The following is a 14,463-nucleotide window of genomic DNA, read 5'->3' as shown; positions in this document are numbered from 1 at the left end:
AGTCAATTTATAGGTTAGGGTTGGGCCTTGTATGAAGGACAGCCTTCCCTGCCCCATCCCCTGTTCGAAAGTCCGAAGCGCGTTGCCCTGCGTTCTTTCTGACGCGACATTACCCGGCAGCGGATTTGGTGCAATCTCCTAAATGCCACATTGAGGCTCCTGGGGTCCTTTGGACACACCCCTGTTGCACCGAAGCCACTTTTCGCTTCATGCCTCGTTAACCATTGGGGAATCCGGGGCCGGGACAGTGCTGACGGCGGCCTCGCCCGCTGCGCCAAACCCTGCCGTTTGGCGGATTGGGGCCGAATACCGGCGATTCGAGGGGCGTTTCGCCGGCTTTCGCCGCTTTTGCGTCAGAGGCGCTGGATCGGAGCGCCCAAGTCGCGGAAATCGCGTTCGCGGCAGGTCAGGACGATGATCTGCAGCGTCTCGGACGCCTTGCGAAGCACGAGATGCATCCGCTCCAGCCGCTTCTCGTCGGTATTGACCAGCGCATCGTCGAGGATGACCGCCGTCGGGTGCCCGCCCTTCTTCAGCACCTGGGCGAGTGCAAGCCGCGTCACCACCGCGACCTGCTCCCGCGCGCCCGCGGACAATCGCTTGAAGTCTTCCTCGATGCCGGCGCGGTGCAGGCTGCGGATCTCCAGCGTCGAATCGTCGAGTTCGATCACGGCGCCTGGATGGATCAGCTTCAGATACGGCGTGACCTGCGTCTTGATCGGCCCGAGCCAGTGTTCGCGCGCCTCGCGCTGGGCAGCGATCAGCGTCGCGTGCAGCATGGCGGCGGCCGCCGCCTCGATTCGCAGCCGCGCAAGCCGCGCCTCGCCGGCGCCGATTTCGCCCTCCAGCCGGGAGACGTCCTCGCCGAGCGCCGTCGCGCCCGTTGCCTCGAGTTCGCCTTCCAGCCGCAGCGTCTCTTCCTTCAAGGCCGCGACGGTGCGGCGAATCTCCGCCAGCGCCCGGCGCCGCGCCTCGAGCGTCAGCCGCACCGTCTCCGGTTCCACAGCGGCGAGATCGCGTTGCCGCCGCTCCACCACGGCGGCCTTCGCCGCCCGATCGAGCTCGGCGGCCGCCAGATCCTCGGCCAGCGCCGGGCGCGGCCGCACCGCCTCGGCTTCGCCGAGTTCGCGGCGCAGCCGTTCGGCCTCGGCGCGCCGGTGGGCGTCGTCGGCCTCGGCGCGGGCGATCGTCGAGAGCCCGTCGCTCGCCGCGCGGCGCATCCGCTCGAGCGTCGCGGTCGCCGTCTCCAGCCGCGTGCGCGCGGCATTGCGGGCGGCACGCGCAGCGGCCTGATCGGCGGGGCTCGGCGGCGGTCCGTCCGGCGCGGGCGCCGGCGACGAAGCCAGCGTGGTGGCAAGCTCGGCGAGCGCCGCCTCGGCTGCCGCCCGCCCCTCCGGCAGAAGCGCCGCGGCCTGCGCCTTCAGCGTCGCCGTCTCGATCCGCCGATTTTCGGCCGCGCTCGCGCGCGCCCGCGATTCTTCTATAGAGACGGCGCCGAGGCGGCCGAGCAGCGCGGCAAGCGCGGCCTCGGCGGCATCGCACTCGCGGCGCAGCATCGCAGCGTCGCCGCCGGGCTCCACCGTGAGGCTGCCGAACCCGTCGAGCTCGAAGCTCTCGCGTCCGGTGACGCGGTACGGCGCCCCCGCCGCGATTGCCGCGCCGTCGGCACCCCGCACCGAGCGATCCGCGGACGGCGCGAAGATCAGCACCGGCGCCGTCACCGACAGCCGGATCGCCGCGTCCCGGCATTTGCGCTCGGCGGCTTCGAGCGCCTTGATCGCCGCAGCGTCGATCGCGGGACCGGCAGATTCTGCCTGCAAGGCAGCCAGCCGCGTCTCGATCTCACGGGCTTCCCGCAGTCGTCGGTCCAGCCGTTCGGCCTCGGTTGCGATCCGCGCCCGCTCGATGCCGAGCCGCAGCGCGTCGTCCGCCGCTTCCGCCGCCTCGGCTGCGAGCTTGGCCGCCGCCCGCTCGGCCTCGGCCGCCACGATCGCGGCGCGTTCCCCGTCGCGCGCCTTGTGGATATCCAGGAGAGCAGCGGCAGCAGCCTCTGCCGCCTGCCGCGCCGTGGCGGCAGCTGCGGTCAAATGGTCGCGGTGCCTCAGGCGTTCGGCTGCGCCATCGCGGCGGGCCAGAGAATGCTGCAGTTCCCGTTCGGCCTCGCGCGCTGCCCCTTCCAGCCCTGCTGCCTGCCGCGCCCGCTCCTCGGCAGCGTCGAGCGCTGCCTCTGCCTTGGCGACGGCGTCGTCCCGCTCGTAGGAGCGCAGCGTCGCGCGGCGCGCGTCGAGCCGCTGCAGCTTTTCCTCGAAATCGGCCCGTGCCGCCGTCTTGGTTGCCAGTTCGCGGCGCAGGTCTTCCATCAGCTGCTCGGCCTGCCGCACCGGCGAGGCCTGCGCGACGCGGCCGGTGTCGGTGAAGAACCGGTCGTGCAGCGTCTTGGCGGCACCGATCATCGCCCGGCCGCGTTCGCCGCCGAGGATCTGCCCGACCTCGCCCTCCAGCGAGGCCGTCACCGCATCCTTGCCGACGCCGATGTCGAGCCCGCCGGTGTTGGAGCGCCCCTGCTCCACCCACAGAAGGCCGAAGGCGCCCTGGTGCGAATCCAGCTTGGATTCGCCGCGGCCGGGATGGGCGAAGCGGAAGAGTTCGGCGAGCCGCTCCTCGACCGCGTCGCCGGTCAGGCTGCCGCCCGGCCAGGTGAGCTCCGCCTCCGGCCGCTGCAGGAACGCCTTGCGCAGCGAATAGACGGTGTCCGCCAGCTTGAAGTCGACATGGATTTCCGGCCGCGCCTGGCGCTGGTACGGCGCCAGCGCCTTGACCGCCTCGCCGGTGGCGCGGTGGCGCTGGAAGAACACCGCGCGCAACGCCGTCAGCAGCGTCGACTTGCCGGCCTCGTTGTCCCCGACGATGACGTTCAGCCCCGGCTCGAACAGCGTGAGTTCGGCGGAGCTGATGCCGGCGAAATCGGTGAGCTTGAGCGATCGCAGATACATCTCAGCGCTCTCCCAGCCGGCGATGCTCGACATAGGCGAGCCGCAGCGCCAGCGCCGCCGCGGCGCGCTCGGGATCGGCCGGATCGGCGGCCCGCGCCCGCAGCTTCTCGATCGCCACGCGCACGAAGCCCCCGACGTCGATGCGGTCGAGATCCTCGTCGTCCGGGGCGTCGATCAGCGCCGCATCCACCAGTCTCAGGTCGAAGAGCTTCGCGCGCCACAGCGCCAGCGTCTCCTCTAGCCGCACCCGCTCGCGCAGCGACAGACTGCCGGAGAGGACGAGTTCGAGCACCGTCTCGCCTGGCTGGGCGAGCGCCGACAGCGCCTCGTCCACCGCTTCCACGCCGCCGTCGAGCCGCAGCGCCAGCGTGCGCCAGTCGAAGCGGGCGGTGCGCACCCGCTCGATGCGCGGCGCCGCACCAGGCGCGTTGATCTCGACGATCCCCACATGGCCCGGCGCGTTGGCCGGATAGCGGTCCGGCTCGGGCGTGCCGGCATAGACCGTCTTCGGCGCGATCTCGACGAAGCCGTGCCAGTCGCCGAGCGCCAGATAGTCGAGCCTTGCCCGCGCCGCCCGGTCGTCGGCGATCGGGTTGCCGGATTCGGCGGCCTCCGGCAGCCGGTTCTGCACCGAGCCGTGGGCAAGGCCGATGCGCGCCAGCCCGCTGGGCGTCTCGGCATGGTCGAACCAGGCGGTGAGGTCGGCGCCCTCGTGCCGGCGGGTCAGCGGCGCCGGCAGGAGGGCGATGCCCTGGTCTTCGAGCAGGATCGGCTCCGGCCTGTCGGCGACGATGATCCGCGCCGGGCCGGCGCGCTGCTTCAGCCGCGTCCACAGGCTGACGCCCAGCGCCGCGTCGTGGTTGCCGGGCAGCATCACCCACGGACCCCGGAACGCCGTCATCGCGTCGAGCGTGCGCTGGATCTCGCGGTCGCTGACCATGTTGTCGTCGAAGGCATCGCCCGCGACCAGGACGGCGTCGCAGCCGCGCGCGGTCGCCAAATCCGCGATCCGCCCGACCACGGCGAAGCGCTCGGCGCGCAGCTCGCCGCGCCGGTCGGGCTCGAAGCCGCCGAACGGCTTGCCGACCTGCCAGTCGGCCGTATGCAGAATCCTGGTCAAGATAGGGTCGTCGGTTCCTGATCCACTGGTTGCGTCGCGCGGGCCATGCCCGTGCTGGGCGCTCCCCCCGAAAATCGCAAGCTCGGGGGCGGCCACATGAGTCTTATCAACCGCTTTCGGGCGGTCTTTACCAAGCCTTTTCGGGACCGTCACGCAACCGGAACGAGTCCGCGACGAGGCCGTTGAGTCACGTTGCGGCAGTCACTGTGTCTGGAGTTCAAGAATGGCGCCTCGTCCCGTCTGGAAAGGCCAGATCCGGCTTTCCCTCGTGTCCATCCCCGTCGAGATGTATTCGGCCACCACCTCCGGCGCCTCGATCGCCTTCCGGCAGATCCACGAGAAGTCCGGCAAGCGCATCCAGTACGAAAAGGTCGTCGAGGGGATCGGCCCGGTCGACAAGGACGAGATCGTCAAGGGCTACGAGGTCAGCAAGGACGAATACGTGCTCCTCACCGACGAGGAGATCGAGAACGTCAAGCTGGAGACCAAGAAGACGCTTGAGCTGGTGCAGTTCGTCGATTCCAATGCGATCCCGCCGCTGTATTTCGACAAGCCCTATTACGTCGTGCCGCAGGATGATCTGGCCGAAGACGCCTTCCGGGTGATCCGCGACGCGCTGCGCCAGTCGCACAAGACGGGGCTCGGCCAGCTCGCGCTGCGCGGCAAGGAATATCTGGTGGCCTTGCGCCCCTGCGGCTCCGGCCTGCTGCTCAGCACGCTGCATTACGAGGACGAGATCCGCAAATCCGCGCCGCTCTTCGCCGAGATCTCCGACGACGGGGCTGAGGAGGATCTCCTCGCCGTCGCCACGCAGCTGATCGAGAAGAAGACCGCCAAGTTCGAGGCCAAGACCTACAAGAACCACTATACCGAGGCGCTCAAGGCGCTCATCGCCGAGAAGCGCAAGAAGGGCGGCAAGGCGACGCTGTCGATCGAGGACGACGAGCCGGCGCCGCGCACCAAGGGCAATGTCGTAGACCTGATGGCGGCGCTGAAGCAGAGCCTCGAGGGCGGTAGCGGCGATGCCGGCGGCAAGGCCGCTGGTGCGCGGCGGAAGCCGGCGGCGAGTAAGGCCAAGTCCGCCGAGCCCGCCAAGGCCAAGAAGGCGCCGTCGGGCAGCGCGGCACCCCGCCGCAAGAGCGCCTGAGGCGGGCGATGGCGGCTCGCGGCGACGCGCTTCTCGACACCTATCGAAAGAAGCGGGACTTCTCGAAGACGCAGGAACCCTCCGGCTCGGAGGCTTCCGCCAAGGCGGCCGACGGGCTGTTCTTCTGTGTCCAGAAGCACGATGCGACGCGGCTGCATTACGATTTCCGCATCGAGTGGGAAGGCGTCCTGAAGAGCTGGGCTGTCACCCGCGGCCCCAGCCTCGATCCCGCCGACAAGCGCCTGGCGGTCCGCACCGAGGACCACCCGATGGACTACGGCACATTCGAGGGCACGATCCCGAAGGGCGAATATGGCGGCGGCACCGTGATGCTCTGGGACCAGGGCACATGGGAGCCGCTGGAAGATGCCGACGAGGGCCTCGCGAAGGGCAATCTCAAGATGCGCATCCTCGGCCAGCGCATGAACGGCAACTGGGCGCTGATCCGGATGAAACCCCGGCCGGGCGAGAAGCGCGAGAACTGGTTGCTGATCAAGGAGAAGGACGAGGCGGTCGACCGCCGCCGCAACCTCCTCACCGCCGACACCAGCATCAAGACCGGCCGCACCATGGCCGCGATCGCCAAGGGCGACGAGGTCTGGGACAATTCCCGGGACGATGACGCGGCAGAGCCGGCTCCCAAGCCGGCCGCGAAGGGGCGGAAGAGCGCTGCTGCCCCGAAGACCACGACGGCCGAGAGGCCGGCGAAATCCGCCCCCGCCGCCAAGAGGAAGAAGCCCGCCGGCAAGCCCCTGCCGCTGCCGCGCTTCGTCGCCCCGCAGCTGGCGACGCTGGTCGACGAGGCGCCGGACGGCCGCGACTGGCTGCACGAGATGAAATATGATGGCTACCGGGTGATGATCGCCGTCGGCGGCGGCGAGGTCCGCTGCTTCACCCGCAACGAGAAGGACTGGACCGACCGCTTCGGACCGATCACCGAGGCGGCCAGCACGCTCGACTGCCGCAACGCGCTGATCGACGGCGAGATCGTCGCCTTCGACGACAATGGCGGCACCGACTTCTCGACCCTGCAGAACAACCTCTCCGACGGCGGGCCCCTCGCCTGCTTCTGCTTCGACCTGCTGACGCTCGACGGCGAGGATTTGACCAAGCGTCCCCTCACCGAGCGCAAGGCGATGCTGCGCGACCTCATCGAGCGGACCGGCTCCGACACGCTGCTCTACAGCGACCACGTGACCGGCAACGGGCCGGCGGTGCACGACAAGATATGCCGGGCCGGCCACGAGGGCATCGTCGCCAAGCGCGCCGATGCGCCCTATCGCTCGGGCCGCACCCGCAGCTGGCTGAAGGTCAAATGCTCGCGCCGGCAGGAATTCGTCATCGGCGGCTTCCGCCCATCCGACAAGCGCGGCCGGCCCTTCGCCTCGATCCTGCTCGGCGTCATGGAAGACGGCAAGCTCACCTATCGCGGCCGCGTGGGGACGGGTTTCGACGAGGCCAACATGGCGGACCTCGCCGAGCGCCTTGCGGCGCACAAGCGCATGACCTCGCCCTTCACGACCCTGCCGACGGACGTCCGGCGCGGCTCGCGCTTCGTCGAGCCGGTGCTGGTCGCCGAGATCGAGTTCGCCGAGATCACCGCCGACGGCTCGATCCGCCACGGCGTCTTCAAGGGTCTGCGCGAGGACAAGGAGGCCGGTGACGTGGTTGACGAGCATCCGCAGCGCGAGGGCAAGGCCGCATCCGCAAAGCGCCGCGCCGGCAAGACGTCAGCGAAGGCCGATACGCCGGTGCTCGGCCAGGCGCCGGACAATGTCGCGGGCGTGCGCCTCACCCATCCCGAACGCGTCGTCTTCGCCGGCCAGGGCGTCACCAAGGGCGACCTCGCGCTCTATTACGAGAAGGTTGCGGACCGCATGCTCGCCCATGCCGGCGGCCGGCCGCTGTCGCTGGTGCGCTGCCCGCAGGGCGGCCAGAAGCGCTGCTTCTTCCAGAAGCACGACACCGGTGGCTTTCCCGAAGCCGTCAAGACCGTGCCGATCCCCGAAAAGGACGGCGGCACCGAGCACTACCTCACCGTCACCGACGCCGCTGGCCTGGTCGGCGCCGTGCAGATGAACACGCTGGAGTTCCACATCTGGGGCTCGCGCAACGACCGTCTGGAAAATCCGGACCGGCTGATCTTCGATCTCGACCCGGACGAGGGCCTCGACTTCGAGGACGTGAAGGCGGCGTCCTTCGACCTCCGCGACCGGCTTGCCGCCATCGGCCTGAAGAGCTTTCCGATGGTCACCGGCGGCAAGGGGGTCCATGTCGTCGTGCCGCTCGACCGCAGGCAGGGCTGGGAGGAGGTCAAGGCCTTCGCCAAAGCCTTCGCCGTCCGCCAGGCGGAGGAGGAGCCCGACCGCTTCGTCGCCACCATGTCCAAGGCCAAGCGCAAGGGCCGGATCTTCATCGACTGGCTGCGCAACGAGCGGGGCTCGACGGCGATCGCGCCCTATTCCAGCCGTTCCCGCGAAGGCGCGCCGGTGGCGACGCCGGTCAGCTGGGACGAGTTGGCGACGCTGAGCGTGGCCAACGGCTTCGACATCAACGCCGTCATCGCCCGGCTCGGCGAGGCCGATCCTTGGGCGGATTACGCCGACGTGCGCCAGTCGCTGACCAAGAAGATCCGAGACAGATTCGGGGCCTGAGACGCCCCGACCTTTCGCCGTGACCGGAAACAGCCACCCCGATTCGGGAACGGCTCCCGGGCCGGCCGGCTTTTCGTGGCAACCATCAACGGAACGAAGGGATTTCTCCCATGGCCACCACCGTCGGCAACGAAGGCGACATCAAGGGTCTCGTCCGCGACCTGATCCTGCTGGAGCGGGACGCGATCGCCGCCTATGATTCCACCATCGAGAAGCTCTCCGACCCGGCGCTCAGCCAGAAGGTCGCGACTTTCCGCCAGGACCATCTCCAGCATCTCGACGTCTTGAACGAGATCGCTGCCAAGACCGGCGCCGAGGCGCCGCTCGAAGGCGACATGAAGGAATGGCTGACCACCGGCAAGATCGCGCTCGCCAACCTCATGGGCGACGGCGCCATCCTCAAGGCGATGAAGACCAACGAGAACGACACCGTGACCGCCTACGAGCGGGCCAGCAGCCATCCGGACGCGATCGAGAAGTCGCGCGCATTCTTCGCCAAGGCGCTTGCCGACGAGCGTCGCCACCGCGCCTGGATGGAAGAGACCGCCGCCGCCCTGTAGGCAACGGCACGCACCCATCCCGCTTTCGATCGAGCCGCCGGTGACCCGCGTCGCCGGCGGCTTTGCCTTGTCGCCGAGGCGTTCCGCTTGATTCCGGCCGGGAGCTGTCGCAGGGTCCGCTGCAAAAAGCGGGAGGACATCATGGCGATCTACGCCCTCGACGGCGACAGGCCGGAACTGCCGGAAGACGGCTCGGCCTTCGTGGCGCCCGGCGCCCACGTCATCGGCCGCGTCAGACTGGGCGCCGACGTCGGCATTTGGTTCGGCGCCGTGCTGCGCGGCGATAACGAGTGGATGACCATCGGCGAAGGCTCGAACGTCCAGGACAATTGCGCCCTCCACAGCGACGCCGGCTTTCCGCTGACCATCGGCGCCGGCTGCACGATCGGCCATTCGGCCATCGTCCACGGCTGCACCATCGGCGACAATTCGCTGATCGGCATGGGCGCGACGATCCTCAACGGTGCACGCATCGGCAGGAACTCGATCGTCGGGGCCAATGCGCTGGTCACCGAGGGCAAGGAATTCCCCGACAACTCGCTGATCGTCGGCTCGCCGGCCAAGGTTGCGCGCACCCTGGACGACGGGGCGGCCGAGAAGCTCAGGGCCTCTGCCGCGCACTATGTCCGCAACGCCCGTCGCTTCGCGGAGGGGCTGGAGCGGCTCGACGAGGCGCCCGCCGAGAGTGCAGCGAAGACCGTTCGGACAGCCCGGGCCTGACGCCCGCCCCCGCCCTGCCTCCAGCGCCGGATCAGCCCATGCCGCTCTTCACCGAACTTGCCCGCTCGCTGCCCGCCACCGTGCCCTTCGTCGGGCCCGAAACCATCGAACGGCGCACCGGCGTGCGCTTCAAGGCGCGGCTCGGCGCCAATGAGAGCGTCTTCGGCCCCTCGCCGCTGGTGCTCGAGGCGATGGCGGCGGCCGCCCGGCAAAGCTGGGCCTATGGCGACCCGGAGCAATACGATCTGAAACAGGCGATCGCCGCCCATCTCGGCGTCGGCATCGAGAACATCACCGTCGGCGAGGGCATCGACGGGCTGCTCGGCCATCTGGTGCATCTGGCCTGCGATCCCGGCGACACGGTCGTCACCTCGCGCGGCGCCTATCCGACCTTCAACTACCACGTCGCCGGCCACGGCGCCGTGCTCGACTTCGTCCCCTATCGGGCCGACGACCACGAGGATCCCGATGCGCTGCTGGAGCGCGCGAGGGCAGTTCGCCCGAAGCTCCTCTATTTCGCCAATCCCGACAATCCGACCGGCTCCTGGCACGAGGCGCCGGCGGTGGAGCGGCTGATCGCCGGGACGCCGGACGAGACGATCCTGGTGCTGGACGAGGCCTATTGCGACCTTGCGCCCGCCTCTGCGCTGCCGCCGATCACGCTGATGCGGCCGAACCTGCTGCGCTTCCGCACCTTCTCCAAGGCCTACGGCATGGCCGGTGTGCGCGTCGCCTACGCGGTGGGCGAGCCCGCGACGGTCGCGCAGTTCGACAAGGTGCGCAATCATTTCGGCGTGTCGCGCATGGCGCAGGCCGGCGCGGTCGCGGCGCTGGCGGACCAGGCCTATCTGCAGGCGACTGTGGGAAAGATCGTCGCGGCCCGTTCGCAGCTTGCCGGCATCGCGACGCGGCTGGGGCTGAGGCCGCTGCCCTCGGCCACCAATTTCGTCGCCATCGACTGCGGCGGCGACGGGGCGCGCGCCCGGGCGATCCTCGACGCCGTGCTTCGCCGCGGCGTGTTCATCCGCATGCCGGGCGTCGCCCCGCTCGACCGGATGATCCGCGTCACCGTCGGCACCGATTCCGACCTGGCGCTGCTGGAGACGGCGCTGGAAGGCGCCCTCGACGAGGTCGGTGAGCCGCAGGCGCCTTACTTAAAAGGCGCACCAAGGTCCGCGCCAACCTGCTAAGGTTAGCCCTAAAGGCTCGGGGGGACACCCGCAGCATTCCCAGAGATAGCGCATATAGCGACTCCCCAAGGGCGGGGACTATCGATAGCTTGTGGGCATGTTCAAAACGATCTTCAAGCGGGTACCCTACTTCGAATCGCTTCGCGCATTTCTAGAGCAATGGGGCATTTGGAAATTTCTCACTGGGGCCGCCGGATTAGCTGCCGCGCTTCTCATGAGTGCGTGGGCGTGGCTTGAGTCCCAACTTCCGTATTGGGCGATAGCGAGCGTGTTCATCACAACGTTTGTGGTCATGCTGGCGGGCACGAATTACATCTACGCCATCCTGCTGAAGCGCAGGCAAGTAAAAATGATGGATCGTATTGTTCATATTGATCGTGAGCAGCTTGCCGACGAACTTCAGGAGACAAGCCAGAAAATCGCAGCCCTTGTTGGAGAATTTCTCGGGCCCATGCAGGAAGCTTGGTGGCGGGAAGCCGACCGCAGCAACCCGGCTGTGATGCAAAGCGGTCGAGCACGTATCGAGGGGCAACTCGTAGAGAAGTATTCGTATCGCCACGGAGCGGATGTATGGCGCCTGATACGCCGCGCCTCCAAAGTCGTACCTATTGATCAGGGAGATATGTGGCAAATACAGCATGGGGTGCGTGGCGATCACGACCTTGTAAATATTTACATGTTCCTAGCTGCACTTTCTGATGACATCAGAACCCCCAAAACGCCCCTACCCCAAACAGATAGGCGAAGAGAGGAGATCGCTAGATCTCAATCTTCGTCCCTTCAGTTGCCGCAAGCACCTAACTTTTAGAAGCGTTCACCGTGCCTCCTAAGGTCCAGCACGTTGCCCACTATTTTTGGTGTTGTCAGTCGATGCACGCAGCGGTGATCTAGCGTGCTTCGCCGAACGCAGGTTCTGACTTAGAACTTGGCGGCAAGTCCCTGATGTCAGTGGCGCGTCAGCCACTCGCGGGCGGAGCGGAGCGCGGCGGCGATCTCGCGCTTCGACATCTGCCCGGCCATGTCCTGGCGGTGGAAGGCGGCGCGTTCGCAGCCCTTCCGGTCGGCGAGGTTGAAATACATGTGCGCCGCCACGCGGTCGACCGCGCCATCGCGCCCCAAGGCGGCGCGCATGCCGAGGTCGAAGAGGAGGTCAGCGTCGACGAAAGGCGCGCCATTGGCGGCCTGGTCGGCGTAGTTCTGGAAATCGATGCGAGCCATGTTTCTTCGCGTCCCTGTCGCTCTTGATCGTTGGCTTTCGATGGACAGAAGAATGACCGGCGCGGCTGAAGAGCTACTTAAAGTTTGAGCTTAAATGGACCTGAACGCCGCCCGTCCGCATCGCTGCAGCATGCGCCGGCAAGACCATGAAATACTTCGGCTAATCATTGCCTTGGACCGACCCGAGGCGCATCCGTCGTTCACCCGGCGATAACCCTGCCGATCGATCGGCATGCCGCCCCCTGGCCGCTCTCGGTCGCGGCAGACCCCTGTTGCGCTTTCGGGCGGTTGGATTACTCTTACGTTCAGGGAAGCAACGGCTTCGGGAGCAGCCGGCGTCCCCATCAACGGGAGGAATGAACCATGAAGCGACTGATGTTTGCCGCCGCCACCTTCGGTCTGGCCATGACGGGGGCCGCCGCTGCCGATCCGATCGAGGGCAAGTGGAAGATGCCGTCCGGCTACGACGCGCAGATCGCCCCCTGCTCGGGCGGCTTCTGCCTGACCTATGTGACCGGTCCCCACAAGGGAAAGAATTTCGGCCAGATGACGCCGACCGGCAACGGGCAGTATTCCGGTACCGTCGTCGATTACACCAAGGGCGGCAAGCAGTATTCCGGCAAGGGCGAGCTCTCCGGCGCCACCCTCTCGATTTCCGGCTGCGTCCTCGGCGGCCTGATCTGCCGCTCGCAGACGCTCAACCGGATCTGAGCGCCGGCTAGCGCCGGCGGGTTCGCGCGGCTCGGCTGAAAATTGGAGCCGTCCTGCGGGGGGCGCGTTGCCCCCCTCTGCCTGCCGGCATCTCCCCCACAAGGGGGGAGATCGATGTGTCGGCGCCGCGCATCGTTTCGGTTGGCATCGCATGGTGAACGCGCTCAAAGAGCGGCGCCGACGTCTGCGAGGGTTGCAATGCCCCCGGTTTCGCGGAGGCGTTGAGGCCTCGATCTCCCCCCTTTTGGGGAGATGGGCGGCAGCCCAGAGGGGTGTCACCCGCCTGCCGCCTTTCCTGACGACCTGTCATCGACGCTCCGCGCAACGCACCCATGGTGACAAGGCGCGTCGTCCAACCGCCCCCCCGAAACGGCGCACTAAGCGCCGAAGGCGCCGTCGATCGTGTGCATCGCGCCGGTCACGAAACCCGCCTCAGGTCCGGCGAGCCAAGCCACCATCCCGGCGACCTCCTCGGGCCGCCCATGGCGCTTGATCGCCATGAAGCCGTGCGGCAGCTCCTTCATCGGCCCGTTCTCAGGGTTTGCATCCGTATCGATCGGTCCGGGCTGCACGACGTTGATCGTGATGCCGCGCGGCCCGAAATCCCTCGCCAGCCCGCGCGCCAGCCCCTGCAGGGCCGACTTGCTGACGGCGTAGGAGGCCATGCCCGGAACGGGCATCCGGTCGCCATTGACCGACCCGATGACGATGATCCTGCCGCCCTCCGGCATCTGTCGCGCCGCCTCGACCGAGGCATGGTAAGGCGCGTGGACGTTGACCCGGAACAGCCGGTCGATCGCGTCCGGATCCTGCTCCAGCGCATCGCCGAACACGGCGAAGCCCGAGTTCACCACCAGCACGTCCAGCGGACCACTGTCGCGAACGCGCGCGATCACCGCATCACGGTCGGCACTGTCCGTCTGGACCGCCGTGCTGCCGGTCTCTGCCGCCAATTGCTCGGCTGCCTCGCGCGAGCCGGCATAGGTGAAGGTCACCGCCGCGCCATCCGCCGCAAGCCGCCGCACGATGGCGGCGCCGATGCCCCGGCTGCCACCGAGAACCAGTACTGACTTTCCTTCGAATGCGGCCATCGGGCGCTCCTTGCGATTAACTTACGGAGCGCTACATAAATTCGGCGATCACACAGGTCAAGGCTTAATGTAGTGGCTGATACAAATACCCCGCGACGGCGCGGCCGCCCCCGTCGGTTCGATCCCGACCAGGCCGTCACCACCGCCCAACAGCTCTTCCATGCGCGCGGCTTCGATGCCGTCAGTGTCGCGGATCTGACCGAGGCGCTCGGCATCAACCCGCCCAGCTTCTACGCCGCGTTCGGCAGCAAGGCCGGGCTCTACGCCCGCGTCCTCGAGCGCTATGCCGGCACCAACGCCATTCCCTTTGGCGAGCTGCTGCGGCCCGACCGTCCCGTCGCCGCGTGTCTTTCGGCCGTATTGGAGGAGGCCGCCCGCCGCTACGCCGCCGATCCCGCCGCCGGGGGCTGCGTGGTGGTGGAAGGAACCCGCTGCAACGATCGGGAGGCACGCGAAGCGGCCCTCGTCCTCAACCTCGCGGCGGAGGCGGCGATCCGGCAGTACGTCGCCGCTCGTCATCCGGCGGACGCCGAGCGGGTGACGGACTTCGTCTGCACCACCATGTTCGGGCTCTCCGCCAAGGCCCGCAACGGTCACGGCCTCGACCAGCTGCTTGCCACCGCCCGCCTCGCCAGCCTTTCCCTCGCGCAGGCGCTTCCCGACGATGACCCGTTGCGTGGTGCGAACCTGCCGGTCTGACGGCCTTCGTCGCCCGTTTGGACGCTTGCGCCCCTCGATACCCCCCTCTGTCCTGCCGGACATCTCCCCCACAAGGGGGGAGATCGGCTTGTCGCGGGCCTCCCCGTTCTCGAATTCGGGCACGACGGCTGAAGCAAACCCGCCGCCCTCACCCCTATCGATCTCCCCCCTTGTGGGGGGATGCCGGCAGGCAGAGTGGGGTGGGCATCGCTGGCCTGGCTGAACGAGGCCGCAGATTCCCTGGTCTCGACGACTTGGCGCGCTTGATCCGTCCGACCGAGATTGGTGGTGGACCTCCCCCCTCTGTCCTGCCGGACATCTCCCCCACAAGGGGGGAGATCGGCTTGTCGCCGGCCTCCC

General features: G+C 68.0%; 12 protein-coding genes. 8 read left to right on the top strand and 4 right to left on the bottom strand.

Features of this window, described 5'->3' with window-relative positions; genetic code table 11:
• Positions 1 to 353: 353 nt before the first annotated feature.
• Both GGR03_RS16600 and GGR03_RS16595 read right to left on the bottom strand, forming a co-directional pair.
• Positions 354 to 2,993, bottom strand: coding sequence for an ATP-binding protein (locus GGR03_RS16600; protein ID WP_183209861.1), 2,640 nt, complete (start codon positions 2,991 to 2,993; stop codon positions 354 to 356).
• A gap of 1 nt (position 2,994) precedes the next feature.
• Positions 2,995 to 4,113, bottom strand: a complete 1,119-nt coding sequence (locus GGR03_RS16595) for a metallophosphoesterase family protein (RefSeq protein WP_210292164.1) — start codon at positions 4,111 to 4,113, stop codon at positions 2,995 to 2,997.
• Between the two features lie 223 nt (positions 4,114 to 4,336).
• Between GGR03_RS16595 and ku the strand changes: the two genes are divergently transcribed.
• The 6 genes from ku to GGR03_RS16565 all read left to right on the top strand — a co-directional run bounded on the left by ku (position 4,337) and on the right by GGR03_RS16565 (position 11,192).
• A complete protein-coding gene (gene ku, locus GGR03_RS16590) occupies positions 4,337 to 5,260 on the top strand; it encodes a non-homologous end joining protein Ku (protein WP_183209860.1) in 924 nt (307 codons plus the stop codon).
• Between the two features lie 8 nt (positions 5,261 to 5,268).
• The gene (gene ligD / locus GGR03_RS16585; RefSeq protein ID WP_183209859.1) at positions 5,269 to 7,914 is read left to right on the top strand and encodes a DNA ligase D; all 2,646 of its coding nucleotides are present in this window, start codon (positions 5,269 to 5,271) and stop codon (positions 7,912 to 7,914) included.
• A gap of 110 nt (positions 7,915 to 8,024) precedes the next feature.
• Positions 8,025 to 8,474 carry a DUF2383 domain-containing protein gene (locus GGR03_RS16580; RefSeq protein ID WP_183209858.1) on the top strand — a complete coding sequence of 150 codons (450 nt, stop codon included), beginning with the start codon at positions 8,025 to 8,027 and terminating at the stop codon, positions 8,472 to 8,474.
• 141 nt (positions 8,475 to 8,615) lie between these two features.
• Positions 8,616 to 9,194: a gamma carbonic anhydrase family protein gene (locus GGR03_RS16575; RefSeq protein ID WP_183209857.1), complete on the top strand. Its 579-nt coding sequence runs from the start codon at positions 8,616 to 8,618 to the stop codon at positions 9,192 to 9,194.
• A 38-nt stretch (positions 9,195 to 9,232) separates the two neighbouring features.
• Positions 9,233 to 10,384, top strand: coding sequence for a pyridoxal phosphate-dependent aminotransferase (locus tag GGR03_RS16570; RefSeq protein WP_183209856.1), 1,152 nt, complete (start codon positions 9,233 to 9,235; stop codon positions 10,382 to 10,384).
• Between the two features lie 97 nt (positions 10,385 to 10,481).
• On the top strand, positions 10,482 to 11,192 hold the full coding sequence (locus GGR03_RS16565) for a hypothetical protein (RefSeq protein ID WP_183209855.1): 711 nt from the start codon (positions 10,482 to 10,484) through the stop codon (positions 11,190 to 11,192).
• Positions 11,193 to 11,329: 137 nt separating this feature from the next.
• On the opposite strand, the gene GGR03_RS16560 is transcribed toward GGR03_RS16565, so the two are convergent.
• Positions 11,330 to 11,602 (bottom strand): sel1 repeat family protein, encoded by a 273-nt coding sequence (locus tag GGR03_RS16560; RefSeq protein WP_183209854.1) that lies wholly within the window; start codon positions 11,600 to 11,602, stop codon positions 11,330 to 11,332.
• A gap of 363 nt (positions 11,603 to 11,965) precedes the next feature.
• Here GGR03_RS16560 and GGR03_RS16555 point away from each other — a divergent pair, with 363 nt between their 5' ends.
• On the top strand, positions 11,966 to 12,313 hold the full coding sequence (locus GGR03_RS16555) for a DUF2147 domain-containing protein (RefSeq protein ID WP_246368102.1): 348 nt from the start codon (positions 11,966 to 11,968) through the stop codon (positions 12,311 to 12,313).
• Positions 12,314 to 12,690: 377 nt separating this feature from the next.
• Here GGR03_RS16555 and bdcA read toward each other — a convergent pair whose 3' ends face one another.
• Positions 12,691 to 13,404 carry an SDR family oxidoreductase gene (gene bdcA / locus GGR03_RS16550; RefSeq protein WP_183209853.1) on the bottom strand — a complete coding sequence of 238 codons (714 nt, stop codon included), beginning with the start codon at positions 13,402 to 13,404 and terminating at the stop codon, positions 12,691 to 12,693.
• 72 nt (positions 13,405 to 13,476) lie between these two features.
• Between bdcA and GGR03_RS16545 the strand changes: the two genes are divergently transcribed.
• Positions 13,477 to 14,103 carry a TetR family transcriptional regulator gene (locus GGR03_RS16545; RefSeq protein ID WP_183209852.1) on the top strand — a complete coding sequence of 209 codons (627 nt, stop codon included), beginning with the start codon at positions 13,477 to 13,479 and terminating at the stop codon, positions 14,101 to 14,103.
• Positions 14,104 to 14,463: the final 360 nt, after the last annotated feature.

The organism is Aurantimonas endophytica (genome assembly GCF_014196845.1).
GTDB lineage: Bacteria > Pseudomonadota > Alphaproteobacteria > Rhizobiales > Rhizobiaceae > Aurantimonas > Aurantimonas endophytica.
The sequence above is the reverse complement of the archived record's forward strand: the minus strand, read 5'-3'. Positions and strand labels throughout refer to the sequence as shown.

Bases quoted from the DNA above. Each gene is read 5' to 3' on its own strand.
- GGR03_RS16560 (WP_183209854.1), bottom strand. From the start codon at position 11,602: ATGGCTCGCATCGATTTCCAGAACTACGCCGACCAGGCCGCCAATGGC.
- GGR03_RS16580 (WP_183209858.1), top strand. From the start codon at position 8,025: ATGGCCACCACCGTCGGCAACGAAGGCGACATCAAGGGTCTCGTCCGC.
- ligD (WP_183209859.1), top strand. From the start codon at position 5,269: ATGGCGGCTCGCGGCGACGCGCTTCTCGACACCTATCGAAAGAAGCGG.
- GGR03_RS16600 (WP_183209861.1), bottom strand. From the start codon at position 2,993: ATGTATCTGCGATCGCTCAAGCTCACCGATTTCGCCGGCATCAGCTCC.
- ku (WP_183209860.1), top strand. From the start codon at position 4,337: ATGGCGCCTCGTCCCGTCTGGAAAGGCCAGATCCGGCTTTCCCTCGTG.
- GGR03_RS16565 (WP_183209855.1), top strand. From the start codon at position 10,482: ATGTTCAAAACGATCTTCAAGCGGGTACCCTACTTCGAATCGCTTCGC.
- GGR03_RS16575 (WP_183209857.1), top strand. From the start codon at position 8,616: ATGGCGATCTACGCCCTCGACGGCGACAGGCCGGAACTGCCGGAAGAC.
- bdcA (WP_183209853.1), bottom strand. From the start codon at position 13,404: ATGGCCGCATTCGAAGGAAAGTCAGTACTGGTTCTCGGTGGCAGCCGG.
- GGR03_RS16570 (WP_183209856.1), top strand. From the start codon at position 9,233: ATGCCGCTCTTCACCGAACTTGCCCGCTCGCTGCCCGCCACCGTGCCC.
- GGR03_RS16555 (WP_246368102.1), top strand. From the start codon at position 11,966: ATGAAGCGACTGATGTTTGCCGCCGCCACCTTCGGTCTGGCCATGACG.